The organism is Amycolatopsis sp. lyj-90, from assembly GCF_046549035.1.
Lineage (GTDB): Bacteria > Actinomycetota > Actinomycetes > Mycobacteriales > Pseudonocardiaceae > Amycolatopsis.
In genome coordinates, this window is record NZ_JAJPWP010000013.1 from 17,194 (window position 1) to 37,093 (window position 19,900).

Sequence of the window (19,900 nt, forward strand, 5' to 3'; positions counted from 1 at the left end):
CACTGGACCGTGAGGCTCCAGGAGCCACTGCCGGAGGTGCAGGTGCCCCAACCCTTCCCTGCGATCGCGCTTGATCGGACAATCCCGAACGTAAAGCGCGCACCACATGAGGAACTTTCTTGTTCCAACACTTTTCTGGCGTGCAACACTATCCGCCCGCGCCGCGACGAAACGCCGCGCGGTAATCCCTCGGACGGCGTCCCGTGTGTTTGGCGAACAGGGCGGCGAAGGTTCCGGGGTCCCGGTACCCGACCGCGGTACAGATTCCGGAGACGGTGCGGTCCGTCGTTTCGAGAAGATGGCGGGCGCGCCGGACGCGTGAGGAATGCAGGTATTCGAGCGGGCTCTGGCCCGCCTCCTCCGCGAAACGCCGCAGCAACGTCCTCGTGCTGACCTTGAACGTGTCCGCCAAGGCCGCCAGGTCGTATCGGGCGGCCAGGTTCTGGTCGAGCCGTCGCATGACCTGGCGGGAGAACTCGTTGCCGCGCTGCGGAAGGAGCCGCGCGTCGACGTAGGGGGTCTGGGACGACCGCGCGTCGTCGACCAGCGCCACCCGCGCTGTCGTCCGTGCCACTTCGGCGCCGCTGTGTTCGCGGATCAGTTCGAGCGCGAAGTCGTACATGGCGCTGAAAGCCGCCGTCGTCGTGACTCCCTTGTCGGTGACGACCAGGTGCTCGGGCCGGACATCGGCCTCAGGGCGGCGTCGAGCCAGTTCGTCCGCGAAGAGCCAGGACGTGGTGGCGCGGCGCCGGTCGAGAAGCCCTGCTTCGGCGAGCAGGAACGCGCCGACACAGATCGAGACGACGACGTTGCCCGCGTCGGCGTGGGACCGGATCGCCGCGACTTCCTTGGAGAGGCCCGCGATCTTCGCGTCGAGGTCCTGGCCGGGTATGAACTCGAATCCCGGCACGACCAGGACGTCGACCTCACGCAGCGGCGAGACGGTCAACGCCACACCGCCGGATGCGACGACGCGACGGCGCGGCGAGACGACGGACACTTCGTATCCGGCGTTGTCCGGGCCCGCGACGTGCGTGGCCATCGTGAGGAGATCGGGGACGCCGAACACCTCGGACGCGAAGCAACCCGGATAGGCCAGGACACCGACTCGCAGCATATGGCGAGATTACCCCTGAATCTGGCGATCCGGCCTATCGCCGCCGGTGGGCGCGATGGTCCAGGCTGCGGGTGTGGACGGAAACCTCGACGATGCGATCACCGATTTCTCCCGCTGTCTCCGGGAGGTGGACGGCGTGACGAAGACGGTGTACGTCGGGGGTTCCGGGCCCGCCGTGGTGCTGATGCCCGAGATGCCGGGCATCAGCCCCGACGTTCTCCGGTTCGCGCGCTGGGTGCGGGACGCGGGGTTCACCGTCCACCTGCCGTCCCTCTTCGGAACGGACGGGGCCTACCCGACGGCCGAGGAGGGCCAGCAGGTGGTCCGCCGCGCGTGTGTCAGCGCGGAGTTCAGGGCGTTCGCCGGCGGCGGCACCAGCCCCGTCACGTCATGGCTGCGCGGGCTCGCACGGCTGGCCCACGCCGAGTGCGGCGGTCCCGGAGTCGGCGCGATCGGGCTGTGCTTCACCGGGAACTTCGCCCTCACGATGGCGCTCGAACCCGCCGTCGTCGCGTCCGTGGTCAACCATCCGTCACTGCCGTTGGACGACCCGGGCGGGCTCGAACTCAGCGACGAAGACGCGCTCGCGATCCGAGACCGCGTCTCGCGTGACGGTCTGAAGGTCCTCGCCTACCGCTTCGACGGTGATCGCTGGTGCACCGGCCAGCGCTTCGCCGCCTACCAAGCCCTCCTCGGCGACGCCTTCGACGGCCGTGTCCTCCCGGACGGCGCCGCGAACACCGACCCTCCCCCGTTCTTCCGTGACGTGGTCGGCACGCCGCACAGCGTCGTCACCGCTCACCTCGTCGACTCCGACGGGCATCCCACGCTGCGGGCCAGAGACGAGATCCTCGCCTACCTCACCGAGCGGCTCGGTCCCGCGCGGTGAGCCAGGCGCCGTGTCATCGGGATTTCATCCGCCCTTCCTAGCGTGGTCCACACATGGCGGGCAGGACGACGACGGAGGCCTCAGCAACCGATGAACGACAGTGCCGAGCGGGCGGCGGGCAGAAGCTCCCTCCGTCACCGGATCCTGGTCACCCTGCTGGCGATCGTGGTGTTCCGGCTCGGGCAGGACCTGCCCGCTCCCCACGTGGACGCCCGCGCGCTCGAAGCAATCCCCAAGACCGAAAACCCCTGGTACTGGCTGCTCGATCTCTTCACCGGTGGCGGGCTGTCCACCCTGCCGGTGTTCGTGTTCGGTGTCCTTCCTTGCCTGGCCGCGGCTCCGGTTCTGCGCACGCTGATCACCCTGGTCCCGCGGCTGGCCGCGCTCCGGGCCGAAGGTCGAGCCGGCGCGCGCCTGCTGACTCGGTACCGGCGGCGGCTCACCGTCGTGCTCGGCCTCCTCGGTGCCGTCGGCGTGGTCGTGTTCCGAGACCGGGAGGTTTTCGACGACCACGGCGCGGTCTCCATCGCCGTCACGGTGGCGTGCATGACGGCGGGTACCGCGCTGGTCCTGCGGCTGACCGAGGTGATCACCGACCACGGCTTCGGTAACGGCGTCCGGATTCTGCTCCTGGCACAGGTCCTGGCGGTGCTGCCGGCGGAGTCCCTGCGCCTCTACGAAGCGAAGGGCTGGGTCGCCATCGCGGTCATGACCGTCGTGGCGTCGTCGGTCATGGTGGCCACGATCGTCGTCGCGCAGGCACAACGCCGTATCCCGATACAGCACGCGAAGCGGATGATCGGCGTGCGTACCTACGGCGGCAACCCGACCTACATCCCTTTGCGGATCGCGCAGGCGAACAGCCCTGCCGTCCTCGCCGCCGTGCTGCTGTCCCTGCCGGTGCTGGCGGCGGATCTCTGGCCCTCCGTGACCTGGCTCGAATGGACCGGATCCCGGCTACGCGACGAAGGAACTCCTTGGCGGATCGTGGTCTACGTCGTCCTCGTCGGCCTCTTCGCTTTCATCAGGGCGGCGGGAACGCTGGACGTCGAGCAGGTGTCCCGAGACCTGGTGCGCACGGGTGGTTTCGTCCCCGGCATCCGGCCGGGCAGCTGGACGGCCGACTACATCGGCTACGTGTACCACCGGATCAGCTTCTTCGGCGCGGTCTACGCCGGAGTGATCGCGCTGATCCCGGTCGCCGGACTCGCTTTGCTGGACGCGAGCCCGCGACTCCCCTTCGGCGGCGTGACCTTGCAGGTGGTTCTCGTGTTCCTCGTGAGTGTCACGCTGGATACTTCGCGGCAGATCAACGAACTGCGCCTGCAGAAGAGCTATGGACAATTCCTTCGTTGAGGAGCCTTCAGTGACGCGTCTGTTCTTCTCCGCCGGATCGGGTTACAGCCACATCGCCCCCTTGCTGCCGCTGGCCTCGGAGGCGCGGGACCGGGGGCACGACGTCGTGTTCGCGACCGGGCCGAACGCGGTCGAGCACACGCGGGCGAGCGGCTTGCCGACGATCGGGGTGGGTGGGGCGGTCGACGAGGCGGCCGCCCGTCGGGCCTGGGGAAAGTACTCGCCCTCCGAGCTGGCGGTGATGTCGCCGGACGAGAAGCTGGCCTACGTGGTCACCGTGATGGCCGAGACGGGAGCCGGGCCGAGGGTGGACGAGATGCTGGCCGCGGTCCGCGAGCATCGGCCCGATCTGGTGATCGCGGGTGCCGCCGAATTCGCCGCGCCCGCCGCGGCCGCGATCGCCGGTTTGCCGTACGTGGTGCACGGGATCGGGCCGCCGAAACCGGCCGGGATCATGGCGGGCGGCTGGCGGGCGCTCGACCCGATCGTGCGGCGCTTCGGCCTCGACCGGTTCCCCGATCACGACACCGTCCCGTACCTGGACATCTGGCCTGAAGCGTTGCGGCCGGGAGGAGTCATCTGGGATCACCCCGTCCGTCTGCCGGTGCGCCCGGAAGGAGTTCTGCCCGCGGCCGGAAACCGCCCTGCCGTCCTCGACGGGCTACCCCACGAGCGGACCGTCTACGTCACGGCGGGGACCTCTCACAACACCCGGCCCGGGGTGCTGGAAACCATGATCTCGGCGCTGCACGGTGAAGGTGTCAACGTCGTCGTGACCATCGGCCGCGACGGTGACCGGGAGCGGTTCGGACCTCAGCCCGACTCCGTGCGTATCGAGAACTTCCTTCCGCAGCAACGAATACTGCCCTATGTCGACGCGGTCGTCTGTCACGCGGGCGCGGGCACCGTACTGGGCGCGCTCGCGCACGGTGTGCCGCTGGTGGTCTCGCCGCTGGCCACCGATCAGTTCGACATGGCCGCCCAGGTCGTCGAGGCTCGAGCCGGGGTGCTCGCCGAGGACGGGGTCCGTGACGCGGTGCGCACCGTGCTCGCCGACCCGGCGTACCGCGAGTCCGCTGTGTCCCTCGCCGAGCGGATCGCCGCGATGCCCGAACCCGCCACCATTCTGGACCACCTGACGAAGTACGCCGCTAGCGTTTGACGCGGGCACGGATGGCCAGGACTGTGAGAGCCACCAGCAGAGGACCGAGCGCACGGCCCGCCATGACCGTCCAGAATCCCAGAGGCGTGAGCTTCTGGTCGGTTTCGCGGAAGACCACCGAGCCCAAGGCGATCCGGATCGCCTTGTCCATCCGGTCGGGCGTCCATCTCTTGTCGGGCGCGGGCAGTTTCGACTCGACGGGCTGGACTCGGTAAACAGTCGTCGAGGGCTGTCCGGACGCGGCAGGGAGCGGGCCGACGATCTCCTGCGTCCCGGTCCCGTTCGTCAGGCCGAACTGGGTGAGCAGGGCGAAGATCACGGCGACCAGCACGACCAACGCGGAGAGGGCACGTCCCGCACGCTGACCATAGCCGGAGATCATCCAGTAGAGGGTGAGCAAGACACGTTCCCGGCGAGAGGTCGTTCCGGAGTGGCGACGTGCTTCCATTTCGCCGAAGTAGAAGTCGCCCGCACCTGGTTCGTTCTTGGCGTCTTCGAACGCTTTCCGCAGTGACCGGTACAGCACGGCGAGCCGTTCCGGACCGAGCGGAGGGAAAGTGACGGGACTCCCGAGGTTGGGCAGGTTCCTGGACCAGCCGTGGTGTTTGCGCCGCTCGGCCCGCCACGGATGCTCCTCGGCCAGAACCCGCCTCCGGCACCAATGCCACACGGGCGGCCACGCCCAGCCGAGCCGCCAACCGGCGGGAGGCCGGTTGAACGGGCCCCTGCCCTCCAGCCTGAGCTTGTCCAGCTGGTGAGCTCCGGCGAACCGGCACCACCGCAGGTCCACATCCGCGAGGGTCACTTGCGACACATCGGTTTCTTGCACACTCAGCACGCTGGGTAGCCACGGTTCGAGGACCTCGACCGAGCCGGAGGCGTGGCTGCCCGGCCACTGCGCGATCATTTCGGGATCAGCCTCGACGACCAGGCTCGAGACCCTTCGCGTGAACGGTGCGGGGGAACCGCTGAGTGACGACGGCGCCCCGAAGAACGCTCGCCGAAGGGTCACCTGGGCACGACGTACTCGTAGCTCAGTGCCCGCTTCGAAGCGCGTATCGGATGCCGTGAGCGATCCAGCCTCCGCCTCGACCACGACACGACGGGCAAAGGAGGCACCGTCGATGACGAGAGACGTCGCTACCAGCGGCCCGAACCTCACGGCCTCTTCGAAGAGCGCATTGCTGAAGTACGCGGCTCCGTGGAACGTCGCGCCCTCGAACATCGCGGCCGCACCGAAGCGCGCTTCGTCGAAATCCGCTCCACCACCGAAATGCACCTCTGTAAACCGGGCACTTCGATGAAATCGCACCCCGGCGAAGACCGCCTCATCGTTGAACCGTGTATCTCCGAACCAGGCGATTCCCCCGAATCTCGCGCTCCCGAAATACGAATTCCCGTTGAACTCGACATCGTTGAATCCACCGTGCCCCTCGAACCGCGTTCTCCCGAACCAAACGCCTCCGTCGAACCGCGCACCGGTGAACCAGGCGTCACCACTGAACCGTGCGCTCCCGAACCGGGCCATGCCATCGAAGCGCGCACCGGCGAACCCATGACCGCTCAGATAGGAGACTTCTTGAGATTTCCTGAACTCAGGATAGGTGAGCGTGCCTGGATGATCCCAACCCAAGCGATCAAAGTGAAAAAAGTCCTTGAAGTGACAATGTCCGAAGTCCGCAGTACCGAAATGCGGTGTCTTGAACTCTTGATTCGCCGGAGTATCGGCAACAGCAATCAGTAACGAGCTGAGCAGCAACGAGGTGAACGTGGTTCCACGGACGTCCAGATCCGCACCGGGACCGAGATTCCGGAGCGTCTCGCGCAGCCCGCGCTCGTCCAGATGAGCGAGACAGTGGTCGAACCCCTCGCACGTTCGGCCTACGCACCCGTCGTTGGCGCACGTCGGCCAGAACGGCTCGACAAGCGGCGGCTCGTCGGGCGCGGCACCGGTTTCCATCATCGCCTGCCTTTCCGGAAGAACTCGGCTTCACTGACCGAAGCAGACCAACGGCATCAGCAGTTCGCCGCAGGTGGCGTCGGCCAGCGCCCTCGCGGGCACCGTCCCCCGCGCCAGCGCCCGGTGGTAGGACTCCATGACCTGGACGACCGCTCGATCATCGACCCTGGCCACACTGGAGATCACCGTCCTGCTTCCGCTGTAGAGCAACGCCGCGGTGAACCCGAGGATCTCGTCCCCCGGACGGACCACCGCCTGACCGATGTCGCAGGCGGACAGGACGACATGCTCGGGGACGGATTCGAGCAGCTGGACGTCATAGGCCATCAGCGGGCCGTCCGCGAGGTCGAGGCGGGAGAAAAGCACGTTCTCCTGTTCATGATGCCCGTGTGCGGCCAGATGCACCGAGTCGTATTCGGCGAGAGCTTTCGACGTCGCCTCGATCGTGGCGTCGTTGCCTGCCAGCACTTCCGCGCGAGGGTAGACCTCCGCGACGCGATCGGCTTCGTTCGTGGCGTGTTCGAGTCCGGGACCGGCGACCGTCAGCATCGCCGCGTGGTCCGCTGTCTCGCGCGTGGGCACCGTACAGAGGGCGAGCCATGCGGAAGGCGACGGTGTGACCGTCACCGGACGGCCCCGGAAGGGCTCGAGCAACCCCCACGGCACGATCGAAAGAACTCCCGTGGGCACCACCACCACGTCGGCGTCGCCCAGTCGCGTGAGCAGCGGTACCAGCAGTTCCTCGGCCAGCACACCGATCTGGCGGCGCACGGACGACCGGATGACCCGCTCCAGCGCGGACGGCAGCCTTCGGCCGCAGACCGCGTTCAGATCACTCTGCAGGCGCATGACCGCTTCGGTCACCACGGCCACGTCACCGAGATCGATCAACGACGCACGGTGGCCGTCGACCACCAAAGCACGGAATCTGTCCTCGTCGGCGAGAAAACCGAGCATCACACTGTCTCTTTTGGACAGTTCGGCACGGACACCGCCATAGGTCGCCCTGGACACCTGAAGGTCGGCCCCTTCGGTCTCCCATCCCCTCGCCCTGATGCCGCGTTCCAGTTCGGAGCACCGGCGTCGCGCCTCCGCGTCCGAGGCGCCGGCGAGTTCGGTGGTGCGGATCTTGCCCGCGAGCTGACGCAGTTCGGCGACGGCGTCGACGGTTTCCCCGTCGGGCCGGTGGGGCCGCTGAATCCCGAAAGCCTGGGCACGGGAGCGTTCCAGCCAGCGGAAGACGACCTCCGGCGAACCGTTCGCCCATGCCGCTGTCAGGCCGGTCTTCGCCAGATCGCGGCCGAGTGAGGCGACGCCGGTTCGGAGGTCGAGGCTTCCGAATCCGCTTCGGTAGGCCTCGAGCGATTTCAGCCCGGCCCGTGCCTGGGCCAAGGTCGTCCGCCGGTCACCGGTCGACCACGCGAGCTCCGCCCGGGCCAGCTTGCGGAGCAAACGGTTCGCCAGCGGACCGTCCGGCAGGGCACGGTCGGCGAGAGCGGCGCGTGCGGCCTCGGCGTCGGCGAGAGCGATGTTGGCCCTCGCGGCCAGAAGCTTCGCAGTCTCCGCGTCATTCCGGAGCCCGAGGCCCGTGAGCCGGATGGCGAGTTCGGCCGCGTCGGCCGCCACCTGTTTCATCCGGCCACCGGCCGTGAAGTCGGCCCGCAGCAGGGTGAGCGCGGCGACCGCGGCCCAGGTGTCGTTGCCACGCCTGCGAAAGCGGCGGGTCGCCCGGCCCGCCCATCGCCGGGCGCCTGCCAGGTCTCCGGCCGCCAAGGCGGCTCGTGCCCTCGTGAGCTCCGCTTCTGCATGTTCCTGATCCATCCGGAGCCGGGGGAAACGCGCGAGGGCGAGATCGAGTTCGGCGGCGGCTTCGCTCGGCAGGCCCGCGGCGAGCAGCGCCCGCCCCTTGTCCACCGCGAGCGGAGCCAGCATGCCCTCGCCATGCTCCGCGTAGACCTCGGCCGCCGCGCTGAAATCGCGGAGCGCGGCGGGGATGTCCCCGGTGAGCACCTTCGCCTGTCCTCGTCCCTGGAGTGCTTTCGCCAGGGTCCTGGGAAGTCCGTCGACCGCCCCGTGGGCCGTCGCGATCTCGGCACAGGCGTCGAGGTCGGCGAGCGCGAGCCGGACCCGGCCCGCGGTCTGGTGCAGCAGCGCGCGATTTAACAACGCCCTGGCCAGCGCCACGGGTTCGCCGGAGCGCCTCAGTAGCGGAATGGCTTCGTCGAAGCAAGTGAGCGCTTCGGTCATCCGGCCGACCAGGATCAGGGCCAGTCCGCGCTGCTGCCGGAGCGCACCGTGGTCACCGGGGGCGACGGGCAGCGCCTCGGCGGCGTCCAGCAGGTCGAAGCCGTGCTCGCTGTTGCCCAGCACGACCTCGACACCACCGAGGGTGCTCAGCACTCTCGCCGCGAGCGCCGGCCGGGCCGGATGACGGTTCAGCAGTTTCACCGCGGCACGGAGCAACCGGGCCCCGCGTACGGGGTGCCCGCTGTTGGTCGCTTCGATCCCATCGCGGTGCAGCGCGCGCACGCGCTCGTCGATGCCCTTCGGCGACAGGTGATCCGGCTCCACGACCGGCCCTAGAGTTCCATGGCCGGTGTGCTGATCGTCCGGCCTCCACCCTGCGGCCGGGCGATCAGCTGCACCATGCCCCGCGCCACCCTGTCGACGGCGAACCGCCCCTCGCGGTCAGAGCTGATCGTGATCGAGCCGGAGGAGGTCCTGACCTCGATCTCCAGCGCGGCCGGTGGCTGGATCCACCCGTCCAGCCGGACCGTGCCGTCGGTGCGGGCGCCGACGCTGACCATGATCGTGAGGCTGCTGCACTCGAAGGTGAGCAGGGTGCTGCGCTCGTCCCCTCTGGCGGCGGGCACCCCGCCGCATTCGATCAGCCGGAAGACCTCCAGTTCGACGTTCTTCAGCCGGACCGCGAACTGGATCTGTTCCACGAGGTTCACGGGTACCGGGTCGGTCTCGTTCCACAGCTCGCGAACCTGGCGGAGCAATGTCCGGTCCAGGTCGTCGAGGGATTCTTCGTTGATGCCGGTCATCTCCACTCCTCGCCGTGGGCGGTGGTCAGGATCTGCTTGAGCCGGGTCAGGCAACGGCTTCGCGTGGGGCCGACGCTGCCTCGTTTGATCCCGAGCGCCGAACCGATCTCCTCGTAGTCCGGGCGGTGCACGAAGGCGACGATGCGCAGCAGGGTCCGGCACCGCTCGGGCAACTTGTTCACCGCCGCCCACAACCTCCGCCGCTGATCAGCGGCGACCGCCTCCTCGTCCGGACGCGGACCGGGCGCGGGCACCGACTCGAAAAGACCGTCGGCGGGCGGGCGCTCGGCTTGGTAGCGGGTCCGCGCCCGCCAGGTCTCCCGTTTGGTCACCGTGATCAGCCAGCCGGTGAGGCCGGCGGGACTGTGGATCTCGTGGAGGGAGCCGAGAAGATTCAGCCATGTCGTCTGGACGACGTCGGACGCACCGTCCCTGTCGATCCCGTGCGCTCTCGCGACATGCCACAGCAAGGGGGTCAGGGTCTCGATCAGCCCGTTCAGGGCTTCCCTGTCACCACTCTGGGCGGACTTGAGCAGCGTCGCGAGATGGTCGAAGTCGAGGGCGCCCGATGGCGTGTTCATCGGAGCAGGTCCAATGCCGCTTCGGCCCGTTTCCGGGTGGCGCTTCGCGTGCAGTCCGTGAGCGGCGTTCTCTCCGTCTCCGCGACTTCGATCAGCGCGTTGAGCACCGCCGAAGCCGCCTGCGGGGCGGCGAAGGAGGTTCCGTCCCAGATAGCGAATCCACTCGAGAAACAGTCCGGGTCGAATCCCTTCCGGCCCAGAGCGGGTACATGATGGTCCGGAGTTTCCGATCCGTCGATGTCGGTCGGATGCGTGCTCACCACGCAGACGCCGTCGGCCCAGCAGGACACGTAGGCGCCTTCGTTGGAGAACAACGCCTTGCTGCCGTCGGGATTCAGCGCGCCGACGCCGACCACCCGCGGCCCCTTGCCCGACAGCCGCGTCGAAAGGGCCGCGGGGAAGAAGTCGCGTGTCGTCGCGTTGTTGCCCGCCGCGGCGACGACCACCACGCCGCGCTCGGTCAGCTTGCCGACGACCTCGGCTAGCTGAGAGGTGTACTTCGCGGCCGACGGCCATTCCTCGAAATACCCGATGGAAAACGAAATGACGTCGATCATCAGGTCTGGATCGCCGTTCTTCTTCTGCGCGGCGCGAACCCGGTCCAGGGCCTTGTGCAGCATGAGCAAGGTGTCCGAAAGATAAGCGACGCCGTCGGTGTGCACGATCCTGACCGCGAGGACCCTCGCGCGAGGCGCCGCCTGCCGGATGACACCCGCGATGAAGGTGCCGTGGCCTGCGTCCGGGGCGACCTCGCCGATCAGCGCCTCCGTCGTCATCGGCCCGTCGCGATGGCCCACCAGCAATTCCACCGGGGCCGTCGACGCCAGCAGTTTCTCGTTCTCGAGAATCGCCTCCTGGATGTCCGGTGCGACGACGATGAACTCATCGCCGGACTGACCCCCTTGCGACGGGTCGTACACGTCGAGCCAGGGATGGGGCCCGGTGCCGGAGTCGGGAACCAGCACCGTCGGGCGCCGGGCCAGCGCGGGTCGCGACGGCGCGGGGCCGGGCAGGGAGACGGGGATCCGGGACCGGCCGCCTGCCCGGCCACCGTTGACGCGCTCGCCCAGTCCGGTGACATCCCAGGGCACACCGGTCAGGCCCACGCCGGTGAACATGAGGTGGTCCAAGGAAAACCTGCGCACGACGGCCGGATCGAGCCCCGCCCTCTCGCGACTGGAGGCCTCGCGCATGCGCTGCAGCACTTCCCACGCGTCGATGGTCCGCGCGCTCGCGTCGGGAAGGAGCGCCAACGCGAGCGAGACCGGCGCGCCCGCCGGGCGGAGGTCACTGCCTGACGTGAGGGCCTGCAATCCCATGTCCCGCAGAACGCCCTCGATACCGGTGCGGGTGGGACCGTCGTTCCACGCCTCCGCCGGCATCAGGAGGGCGCTCGCGCGGTAGACGGTCGGCAGGAACCTGCTCGACCGCTCCGACGGCCATCCGGCGACGACCGTCGCGTCCGCGGGCCGCAGCACCCGCGCGCCATGGCGTTCCAGCAGTTCAGCGGGACAAGACGGCAGATAGGCCTCCTCGATGGCGTCTGATTCGGGGTACGCGTCCGGGTCGGGCGAGACGAACCTGACCACCATCACAGCCTCCCTCTCATGACAGAACGGACCACGTCATTGAGGTCGCGGGAGGAGAGTGGCCGGATACGAAACGGGAATCTCGACCGGGTAACGAAATTAAACGCTTCGAGAATGTTCCGAAAACGGATGGTCGTCGGAATATCTTCGTGTGCCGGGCTATTTCGTGAACCTGACACGGGAGGGCTGCGGTGGCTTGGTGGGGCGGGTGATCGCGGGTTCGGTCCGTGATGCCCGGAGGCTGTGTCGCGAAAGCCACTTTCGGGACATCAGACGTCGCGAAAGTGGCTTTCGCGACACACAACCCGGCTGGTGTGGACTCACGGTGGACTGGGGCAGCGACGCCTCGGTCGTGAGTGGCGATTCGGGTTAGGGCTAAGGGTGTCTTGGTTACCTACGGCCTCTGGCCGCGGTCGTTCACGAGTCCGGGCCGTGAAGGGACCCTTGCCTACCTTGACCGTAGTGATGGAGGCCTTCACTACGGTCGTGATCGCCACGGCTACCCGCACCCGCACCAACAGCCCCAGCGGCCGCGCGTGAAGGGCCCCCTACCTCGGCTCAGCCGAAGAAACTCGACCCTCACGCCTTTCCCAAGTACGTGATGGCCCCCTTCCTTGCGCTAGACGCAAGGAAGGGGGCCATCACGTACTTCAAGCGGCCACGGCGCCGGTACCGAGGCGCCGAGGTCACCCGCTCACACCGAGTTTGCCCGCCGGGACGAGATCGGCGAGGATCGCGGCCTGTTCCCGTTGGTAGGCCTCGACGTTCGCCAGTTTGACGTCCTCGTAGCCGCGGACCAGGTCGGGCAGCTCGGCCAGGGCCAGGAGCCTGCCGCGATCGGCGCCCTCGGTGCCGAACGCGGTGAGGATCGTTTCCCGGTACTGCGTGACGAGCTCCCGCTCCACCTTCCGGACGTGTGCCCTGCCGAACAGGTCCCACCGGGTGCCGCGCAGTTTCCGGCCGGCGCGCAACGCGACGAACAGCGGGCGGAAACCCGCGCCCAGCGCGATCTTCCGCTTCATTCCCAGCGCGCGGAGCACGGGCGGGTGCAGGCGGTAGGCGTAGCGGCTGCCCACCCCGAACTCCGCCTCGATCCCCGCGAGCACGGCGGGATCGAGCGAGAGCCGCGCGACCTCGTACTCGTCCTTGTAGGCCATCAGTTTGTGCAGATTGCGCGCCACCGCTTCGGTGACGGTGGTCGAGTCCCCTTCCAGCACCCGGACCCGCTCGACGAACTCGGCGTACGCCCGGGCATAGCGGGCGTCCTGGTACTGAACGAGTTCGGGGACGCGGATGTCCAGCAGGCGCGCGAGTTCCGAACCCGGCTCGGCGTGTACGAGCGCGCGGGCGCGGAGAGCGGCCTCGGACGGCGTCGGGGTCGCGGCGACGGCGGGAGGAGCGACAGCCGCGTGCAGGCCGTCGGGATCCACGACGAGCTGCCTGCCGCGACGGAACGCCTGGAGGTTGCCCGCGACGGCGACCCCGTTGAGTTCGATCGCGCGTTCCAGGCTGGCCGCGGCCAGCGGGATGGCGCCGGTCTGGTGGGCCGCGCCGAGCTGGAGGATGTTGGCGAACTGGTCGTCGTCGAACAGGGTCTCGGCCAGTGCCCTGGCGTCGAGCACCACGGTTCGCGCCGCGCTCTCCGCGATCGCGCCCCGCACGGCCGCCGCGTCCGGGAAGGAGACGGTGGTGTCGACGACCATCCGGCCGGTCGGCACCTCGGTCGTGGAGACGACGGCGGTGGTCCGGCCGGGGTCCGCCACCGTCAGATGCGCCGGGTCGGCGCCGACGAGAACGTCGCAAGCCAAGTAGAGATCGCATTCCCCGGCAGCGAGCTTCGGGGCCTGCGGCGTCGGCTCGGCGGTGATCTTCAGATCCGAGACGACGGCGCCGCCCTTCTGCGCGAGCCCGGTCTGGTCCAGCGTCCGGACCTGCTTGCCCTCGATCACCGCTGCGGTGGCGAGGATCTGCGCGACGGTGACCACGCCGGTCCCGCCGACCCCGGTGATCCGCACGGAGAAGTCGGTGCTCCCGGTCTCGGGATCCGGCAGCTCCGCTGCGGTGATCTCCCCGGCCTGCCGACGGTGCTTCTTGCCGGTGGGCACCACCGTCATGAACGAGGGGCAGTCCCCCTCCAGGCATGAGTAGTCCACATTGCACGAAGACTGGTGGATCGCGGTCTTGCGGCCGAATTCGGTGCTGACGGGCTGCACCGACAGGCAGTTCGACTTCTCGCCGCAGTCGCCGCATCCCTCGCAGACGCGCTCGTTGATCACGACCTTGGCGGCCGGGGTGGCCAGCTTGCCGCGACGGCGTTTGCGGCGCTTCTCCGCGGCGCATTCCTGGTCGTGGATGAGCACCGTCACCCCGGGCACCGCGGCCAGTTCCTCTTGCGTGCTCAGCAGTTCGTCGCGGGAGCGGACCTCCACACCGTCGGGCAGGCGGACGCCGCGGAACCGCTTCGGCTCGTCACTGGTGACGACCACCTTGGCGACACCTTCGACCAGGAGCAGCGACGCCAGCCGCTCCACCGGGAGCCCGCCGACGGCGTCCTGTCCGCCGGTCATCGCGACGGTCGCGTTGTAGAGGATCTTGTAGGTGATGTTCACCCCGGCGGCCACCGCGGCCCGCACCGCGAGGCTGCCGGAATGGGTGAACGTGCCGTCGCCGATGTTCTGCACGAAATGCGAGGCCTCGACGAACGGCTCCATCCCGAGCCACTGCGCGCCCTCGCCGCCCATCTGCGTGAGGCCGACGACGTCCCCGACCTGTTCCGGCTCCATGAACAGCGCCATCGCGTGACAACCGATGCCGCCGCCGACCACGGTGCCTTCGGGCACCTTCGTCGACGAGTTGTGCGGGCAGCCGGAACAGAAGTACGGCGTCCTGGTCAGCAGCGGCACCGAGATGCGCTCACGACGCCGTCGCCCCCGCCACGCGGTCACCGACGGGATCTCGTGATGCTCGGCCAGCCGCCCGGCGAGCACCCTGGCCACGGCGTCCGGATCGAGTTCGCCGAGTTCGGTGCACAGGGTGCGGCCGTCCGGGCCGGTCTTGCCGTACACGGCGGGCGCGCCGGCGGTGCCGTAGAGCACCTCCTTGATCGCCGATTCGACGAAGGACCGCTTCTCCTCCACCACGACGATCTCGGTCAGGCCGTCGGCGAACCGGCGGACGATCGACGGTTCGAGCGGATGGATGACACCGAGCTTGAGGATCCGGATCCCGTGCCGGGACAACGTGTCGGCGTCCAGGCCGAGCAGCCGCAGCGCCTGCATCAAGTCCAAATAGGACTTCCCGGCGGTGACGATGCCGATGCGGTCCGCGGGTCCTTCCTGGACGATCCGGTTGATCCCGCTCGCCCGCACGTATTCGACGGCCAGCGGCAGGCGTTCGGTGTAGAGGCTGCGTTCGAGCGCCATCAGCGTGGTGCCGAGCAGGCGGGAACTGGGCTTGTGCCGGTACGCGGGCAGCGCCAGCTCCGGAGCCGTCCACTGTGGCCGGACGTGGGCGGTGCTCGCGGCGTCGGCCACGTTCGCCACGAGTTTCATCGACGACCACAGCCCGCTCGCCCGGGACAGCTCGACGGCGTGGAGCCCGAAGTCCAGCACGTCCTGGGAGTCGGACGGGAAGAACACCGGCATGGCCAGATCGGCCAGCGCGAGCTCGGAGGCGCAGGGCACCGAGGAGGACTTGGCGTTCGGATCGTCGCCGACCAGCGCCACCGCGCCGCCCGCCGGGTCGGTGCCCGCGAGGTTGGCGTGCCGCAGGGCGTCCGTCGCCCGGTCCAGGCCGGGTGCCTTGCCGTACCAGAACCCGGTGACCCCTCCGCGCGAAGAGCCGATCGAGGCGGTGAGCTGACTGCCCATGACCGCCGTCGCGGCGATTTCCTCGTTCAGGCCCGGGCGGTGCACGACGTCGTGCTTGTCGAGCAGGACCGACCGGCGGCCGAGCTCGAGGTCGTACCCGGCCAGCGGGGACCCTTCGTAGCCGGAGACGAACACCGCGGGCGACGCCCCGGCGGCACGATCGTGCCGCACCCGGTCGAACAGCATCCTGACCAGGGCCTGGACCCCGCTGAGGTAGACGGTGCCGTCTTCCCGCAGATACCGGTCCTCCAACGTGAACTGCTCCACCAGACCTGCCTCCTTCGGCACCCCCGCGCGATGTCACGACAGGAGACCCGACCTCGCGGGCCGCCGCAACAAGCGGCAGTCTATTGCCCTCGATCACGCAAAATATCCGGCCCACCTTCGCCGGTAGCCGATATCTGTTGCGTCTGCGTACCATCCTGGCTCATGGCGGACCAGCTCATCGACGAGACCGATCGCGAAATCCTCGAACTGCTCCGGGAAGACGCCCGGCGCACCCTCGGCGACATCGGGGCCCGTGTCACGCTGTCCACCGCCGCGGTCAAACGCCGCATCGACCGCATGCAGGAAAACGGCGTCATCGTCGGTTACACCGTCCAGATCGACCACGCCAAACTCGGCTGGGGCATCGAGGCGTTCACCGAACTGCGGTTCACCGGGACCACCAAGGTCGGCGAGATCGTCCGGACGACCACCCGGATGCCGGAAGCCCAGGCGGTGTTCACCATCGCGGGCGATCCCGACGCGCTCGTCTGGCTGCGGGTGCGGGACATGGGCCACCTGCAGCACACCATCGACGAGATCCGGCGGCATCACCAGGTGACGGGGACGAAGACCCTGATGGTGCTGGACTCCTGGACGCGCGGACAGCAGTGGCCCGATTCGGGCGACGCCTGAGTCCGGCACCGCGGAAAGGCGCTCACGAGCCGCTCCCCCGCAGCAGGCGTTGCCCGGTCCTCGCGAGGTACTCGCCGAACTCCGCCGGCTCCTCCACCGTGAAGTCGATGTCGGTGAGGGTCAGGACGACGGCCAGCCACTCGAAGGAATCGACGTACGCCACGTACCGGCAGCTGTCGTCGCCGAGGGCTTCGAAACTCCCGTCGATCCGGTGCAGGCGGGCCGCGGCCTCGCTCGCGCCGACCCGCAGGGTCAGCGTGATCCGGAGCGATTTCGGGCTGTGGAAGCGTTCTTGGAGATGACCCGCGACGTCGTCGACAGGGAGGTCGCGGGGCTCGAACGCCACCTCGGTCGTCTCCGGCGCGGTGATCCGGTCGAGCCGGAAGCTCCGCCAGTCCCGACGGCCGAGGTCCCAGGCGTAGAGGTACCACCGCCTGCCGAGCTGGACGAGACGCATCGGCTCGACCGTCCGGGAGGACGGGCCTTCCTTCCCGGTGTACGCGAACTCGAGGCACCGGCGAGCCGCGATCGCCGCGGCGAGGACGTTCAGGACGTCGGGTGTGACCATCGGCTGCTCGCCGCTCCCGAACTCGACCGCGGCGAGCATCGCGTCGGTGCGCCGCCGCAGGGCCGCCGGGAGGACGCGCCGGAGTTTCGCGGCGGCGCGGTCCGCCGATTCGGCGGTGAGATCGATGCCGGTCCCGCCCGCCGCGGCGAGCCGCAGCCCGAGCACGGTGGCGATCGCCTCGTCGTGTTCCAGCATGAGCGGCGGCAGCGCGGCGCCCGCGACGAGGCGGTAATTGCCTCCTGGGCCACGGGTGCTCTCCACGGGATAGCCCAAGGTCCGCAGGTGGTCGAGGTCGCGGCGGAGGGTGCGGGGCGGGACTTCCATGGCCGTGGCGAGTTCGGCGGCGGGCCACTGGCGGCCGGACTGCAGGAGCGACAGCAGCCTCAGCATCCGTTCTCGTGGTGCCGTCACGGTGCCTCCCTGCCAATTAGTTGTGGCCGCAATCCGGCCACATCTCATCGTAGCCTCGTTTCATGGCGAAAGTACGAGCTGACCGCGGCCGCTGGATCACGGTGGAGGGAGCCCGGACGCACAACCTCCGCGAGGTGTCGGTGCGGGTCCCGAAGCACCGGCTGACGGTGTTCACCGGCGTATCGGGTTCGGGGAAGTCGTCGCTGGCGTTCGACACGATCGCGGCCGAAGCCGAGCGCCTGGTCACCGGGACCTATCCCACCTTCGTCCGGAACCGCCTCCCGCAGCATCCGCCCCCGGACGTCGACCGGATCGACGGGCTGATCTTCACCACGATCGTGGATCAGCGGCGGTTCACCGGGAACGCGCGGTCCACGGTCGGCACGGCGAGCGACATCGCGTCGCTGCTGCGCCTGCTGTTCTCCCGGCTCGGCGAGCCGGGAGCCGGGTTCTCGCCCGCCTATTCGTTCAACGATCCCAGCGGGATGTGCCCGCGCTGCGAAGGGCTCGGCATGGTCGACGACATCGACCTCGACCGGCTGCTCGACCGCTCGCGGAGCCTGCGCGAAGGCGCCGTGCGCTTCCCGACGTTCGCCCCCGGGACCTACCGGTGGAAACGGCTCGTCCACTCCGGACTGGTCGACCCGGATGTCCCGTTGGGACGGTTGCCGTCGGCGAAGGTCGAAACCCTGCTGCACGCCGAAGGGCTTTCCCTCGACGACCCCGGCTCCGAGTATCCCAAGCACGGCGTCTTCGACGGCATCGTCCCGCGGCTCCGGGACTCGTACCTGCGCAAGACGCCGTCACGCCTCACCGCCGAAGAACAGGAAGGGCTCGCCGGAGTCGTCACGCGCGGCGTCTGCCCGGACTGCGCCGGGACCCGTCTCGCCCAGGCGGCGCGGGAGAGCCTGATCGACGGGCGGTCCATCGCGGACTGGTCGGCGATGCCGGTCGGCGATCTGCGCGACGTCGTCGCGGCCGTACGCGATCCGTCGGTGGCGCCGCTGCGGCAGGCGATCCGGGAACGCCTCGACGCACTGGATTCCGTCGGGCTCGGCTATCTCAGCCTGTCACGGGAATCGAGGACGCTGTCCGGCGGCGAAGCGCAGCGCGTCAAGATCGTCCGCCATCTCGGCAGCGCGCTCAGCGACGTCTGCTACGTGTTCGACGAGCCCAGCACCGGGCTCCACCCTCACGACGTGCACCGGCTCCTCGAACTACTGGCCAAACTCCGCGACGCGCACAACACGATCCTCGTCGTCGAACACCATCCGGCGGTCATCGCGGCCGCCGACCACGTCATCGAGCTCGGGCCCACCGGCGGCGCCGGCGGCGGGCGCGTCCAGTTCGAAGGCACTCCCAGGGAACTCACGACGACCGAAACCGAAACCGGCCGGGTTCTCCGTGCCCCGCTCCGCTTCCGGAAGCGGCCCCGCGCCGCCCAGGGGACCGTGACGATCTCCCGCGCCTGCAGCCACAACCTGCGCGACGTCACCGTCGAGGTGCCGCTCGGCGTCCTGACCGTCGTGTCGGGTGTCGCCGGTTCCGGCAAGAGCACCCTGATCGCGGGCGAACTCCCCCGCCAGCATCCCGGTTTCGTCGTCGTCGACCAGGCACCGCTGCGCGGCGGCATCCGGTCCACCCCCGCCACGGTGCTCGGCGTCGCCGAACCCGTTCGCGACGCTTTCGGCAAGGCCACCGGAAAACATCCGTCGTGGTTCAGCGCCAACGGCCGCGGAGCCTGCCCCGTCTGCAAGGGGAAGGGCGTCATCATCACCGATCTGGCGTTCCTCGACGACGTCCAGACCGGCTGCGACGCCTGCGGCGGCACCCGGTTCAACCCGGAAGCACTCGGCGCGCGCCTGCACGACCGGACCATCGCCGACGTCCTGGCGATGAACCCCGCGGAGGCCGCCGCCCTGTTCGGCGAGCGGTCCCCCATCGCGGAACGGTTGCGCTGGCTGGACCGGGTCGGACTCGGTTACCTGACGATCGGCCAGAGCCTCGACACCTTGTCCGGCGGCGAAAGGCAACGGCTCCTCCTCGCCCGCCACCTCGCCGACGCGGGTCCCGCGGACGACCTGCGCCTGATCCTCGACGAACCCACCGCCGGGCTGCACGGCAGCGACGTCGACCGGTTGCTCGTCCTCTGCGACGAGCTCGTCGACGAGGGTGCGACGCTCGTCCTGATCGAGCACGACCAACGGGTGATCGCGCACGCCGACCACGTCATCGACATCGGCCCCGGCGCGGGTTTCGACGGCGGGACGGTCGTGTTCGAGGGCACGCCGTCGGCACTGGCCGAGGACACCGCGTCGCTCACGGGCCGTCACCTGCGGAAACACTGAACGCGTTCCCGGCGCCGGACGGCGCCGGGAACACCCACCCGCCCGGGAACAGTTCCCGGGCAGAGCGAGATGATTCCCGATCAGGCTTTGCCCGACACGC

13 protein-coding genes are annotated in these 19,900 nt (G+C 69.1%); 5 read left to right on the forward strand and 8 right to left on the reverse strand.

What is annotated here, in order from left to right:
* Window positions 1-148 precede the first annotated feature (148 nt).
* The gene (locus ACLJPX_RS37835; RefSeq protein WP_410605099.1) at window positions 149-1,117 is read right to left on the reverse strand and encodes a GlxA family transcriptional regulator; all 969 of its coding nucleotides are present in this window, start codon (window positions 1,115-1,117) and stop codon (window positions 149-151) included.
* A 136-nt stretch (window positions 1,118-1,253) separates the two neighbouring features.
* Between ACLJPX_RS37835 and ACLJPX_RS37840 the strand changes: the two genes are divergently transcribed.
* From ACLJPX_RS37840 to ACLJPX_RS37850, 3 genes are all read left to right on the forward strand, one after another.
* Window positions 1,254-2,006, forward strand: coding sequence for a dienelactone hydrolase family protein (locus ACLJPX_RS37840; RefSeq protein WP_410605100.1), 753 nt, complete (start codon window positions 1,254-1,256; stop codon window positions 2,004-2,006).
* A gap of 90 nt (window positions 2,007-2,096) precedes the next feature.
* Window positions 2,097-3,362, forward strand: a complete 1,266-nt coding sequence (locus ACLJPX_RS37845) for a preprotein translocase subunit SecY (protein WP_410605101.1) — start codon at window positions 2,097-2,099, stop codon at window positions 3,360-3,362.
* A gap of 10 nt (window positions 3,363-3,372) precedes the next feature.
* Window positions 3,373-4,524, forward strand: a complete 1,152-nt coding sequence (locus ACLJPX_RS37850) for a glycosyltransferase (protein WP_410605102.1) — start codon at window positions 3,373-3,375, stop codon at window positions 4,522-4,524.
* Here ACLJPX_RS37850 and ACLJPX_RS37855 read toward each other — a convergent pair.
* The 6 genes from ACLJPX_RS37855 to ACLJPX_RS37880 all read right to left on the reverse strand — a co-directional run bounded on the left by ACLJPX_RS37855 (window position 4,514) and on the right by ACLJPX_RS37880 (window position 15,840).
* Entirely contained in the window at window positions 4,514-6,484 is a 1,971-nt protein-coding gene (locus ACLJPX_RS37855) for a pentapeptide repeat-containing protein (RefSeq protein WP_410605103.1), read from the reverse strand. The two genes, ACLJPX_RS37850 and ACLJPX_RS37855, sit on opposite strands and share 11 nt — an antisense overlap.
* 30 nt (window positions 6,485-6,514) lie before the next feature.
* Window positions 6,515-9,055: a CHAT domain-containing protein gene (locus ACLJPX_RS37860; RefSeq protein WP_410605104.1), complete on the reverse strand. Its 2,541-nt coding sequence runs from the start codon at window positions 9,053-9,055 to the stop codon at window positions 6,515-6,517.
* Between the two features lie 8 nt (window positions 9,056-9,063).
* A complete protein-coding gene (locus ACLJPX_RS37865) occupies window positions 9,064-9,534 on the reverse strand; it encodes a hypothetical protein (RefSeq protein ID WP_101608521.1) in 471 nt (156 codons plus the stop codon).
* Complete coding sequence (locus ACLJPX_RS37870; protein WP_410605105.1) at window positions 9,531-10,115, reverse strand: RNA polymerase sigma factor; 585 nt, start codon at window positions 10,113-10,115, stop codon at window positions 9,531-9,533. Before ACLJPX_RS37870 ends, ACLJPX_RS37865 begins: the two co-directional genes overlap by 4 nt.
* Entirely contained in the window at window positions 10,112-11,707 is a 1,596-nt protein-coding gene (locus tag ACLJPX_RS37875) for a S8 family peptidase (RefSeq protein WP_410605106.1), read from the reverse strand. Before ACLJPX_RS37875 ends, ACLJPX_RS37870 begins: the two co-directional genes overlap by 4 nt.
* Window positions 11,708-12,390: 683 nt before the next feature.
* On the reverse strand, window positions 12,391-15,840 hold the full coding sequence (locus ACLJPX_RS37880; RefSeq protein WP_410605107.1) for an indolepyruvate ferredoxin oxidoreductase family protein: 3,450 nt from the start codon (window positions 15,838-15,840) through the stop codon (window positions 12,391-12,393).
* Between the two features lie 162 nt (window positions 15,841-16,002).
* On the opposite strand from ACLJPX_RS37880, the gene ACLJPX_RS37885 reads away from it, so the two are divergent.
* On the forward strand, window positions 16,003-16,473 hold the full coding sequence (locus ACLJPX_RS37885) for an Lrp/AsnC family transcriptional regulator (RefSeq protein ID WP_410605108.1): 471 nt from the start codon (window positions 16,003-16,005) through the stop codon (window positions 16,471-16,473).
* Window positions 16,474-16,495: 22 nt separating this feature from the next.
* On the opposite strand, the gene ACLJPX_RS37890 is transcribed toward ACLJPX_RS37885, so the two are convergent.
* Window positions 16,496-17,452: a helix-turn-helix transcriptional regulator gene (locus ACLJPX_RS37890; RefSeq protein WP_410605109.1), complete on the reverse strand. Its 957-nt coding sequence runs from the start codon at window positions 17,450-17,452 to the stop codon at window positions 16,496-16,498.
* Window positions 17,453-17,514: 62 nt separating this feature from the next.
* Here ACLJPX_RS37890 and ACLJPX_RS37895 point away from each other — a divergent pair, with 62 nt between their 5' ends.
* The gene (locus ACLJPX_RS37895; RefSeq protein WP_410605110.1) at window positions 17,515-19,800 is read left to right on the forward strand and encodes an ATP-binding cassette domain-containing protein; all 2,286 of its coding nucleotides are present in this window, start codon (window positions 17,515-17,517) and stop codon (window positions 19,798-19,800) included.
* Window positions 19,801-19,900 lie beyond the last annotated feature (100 nt).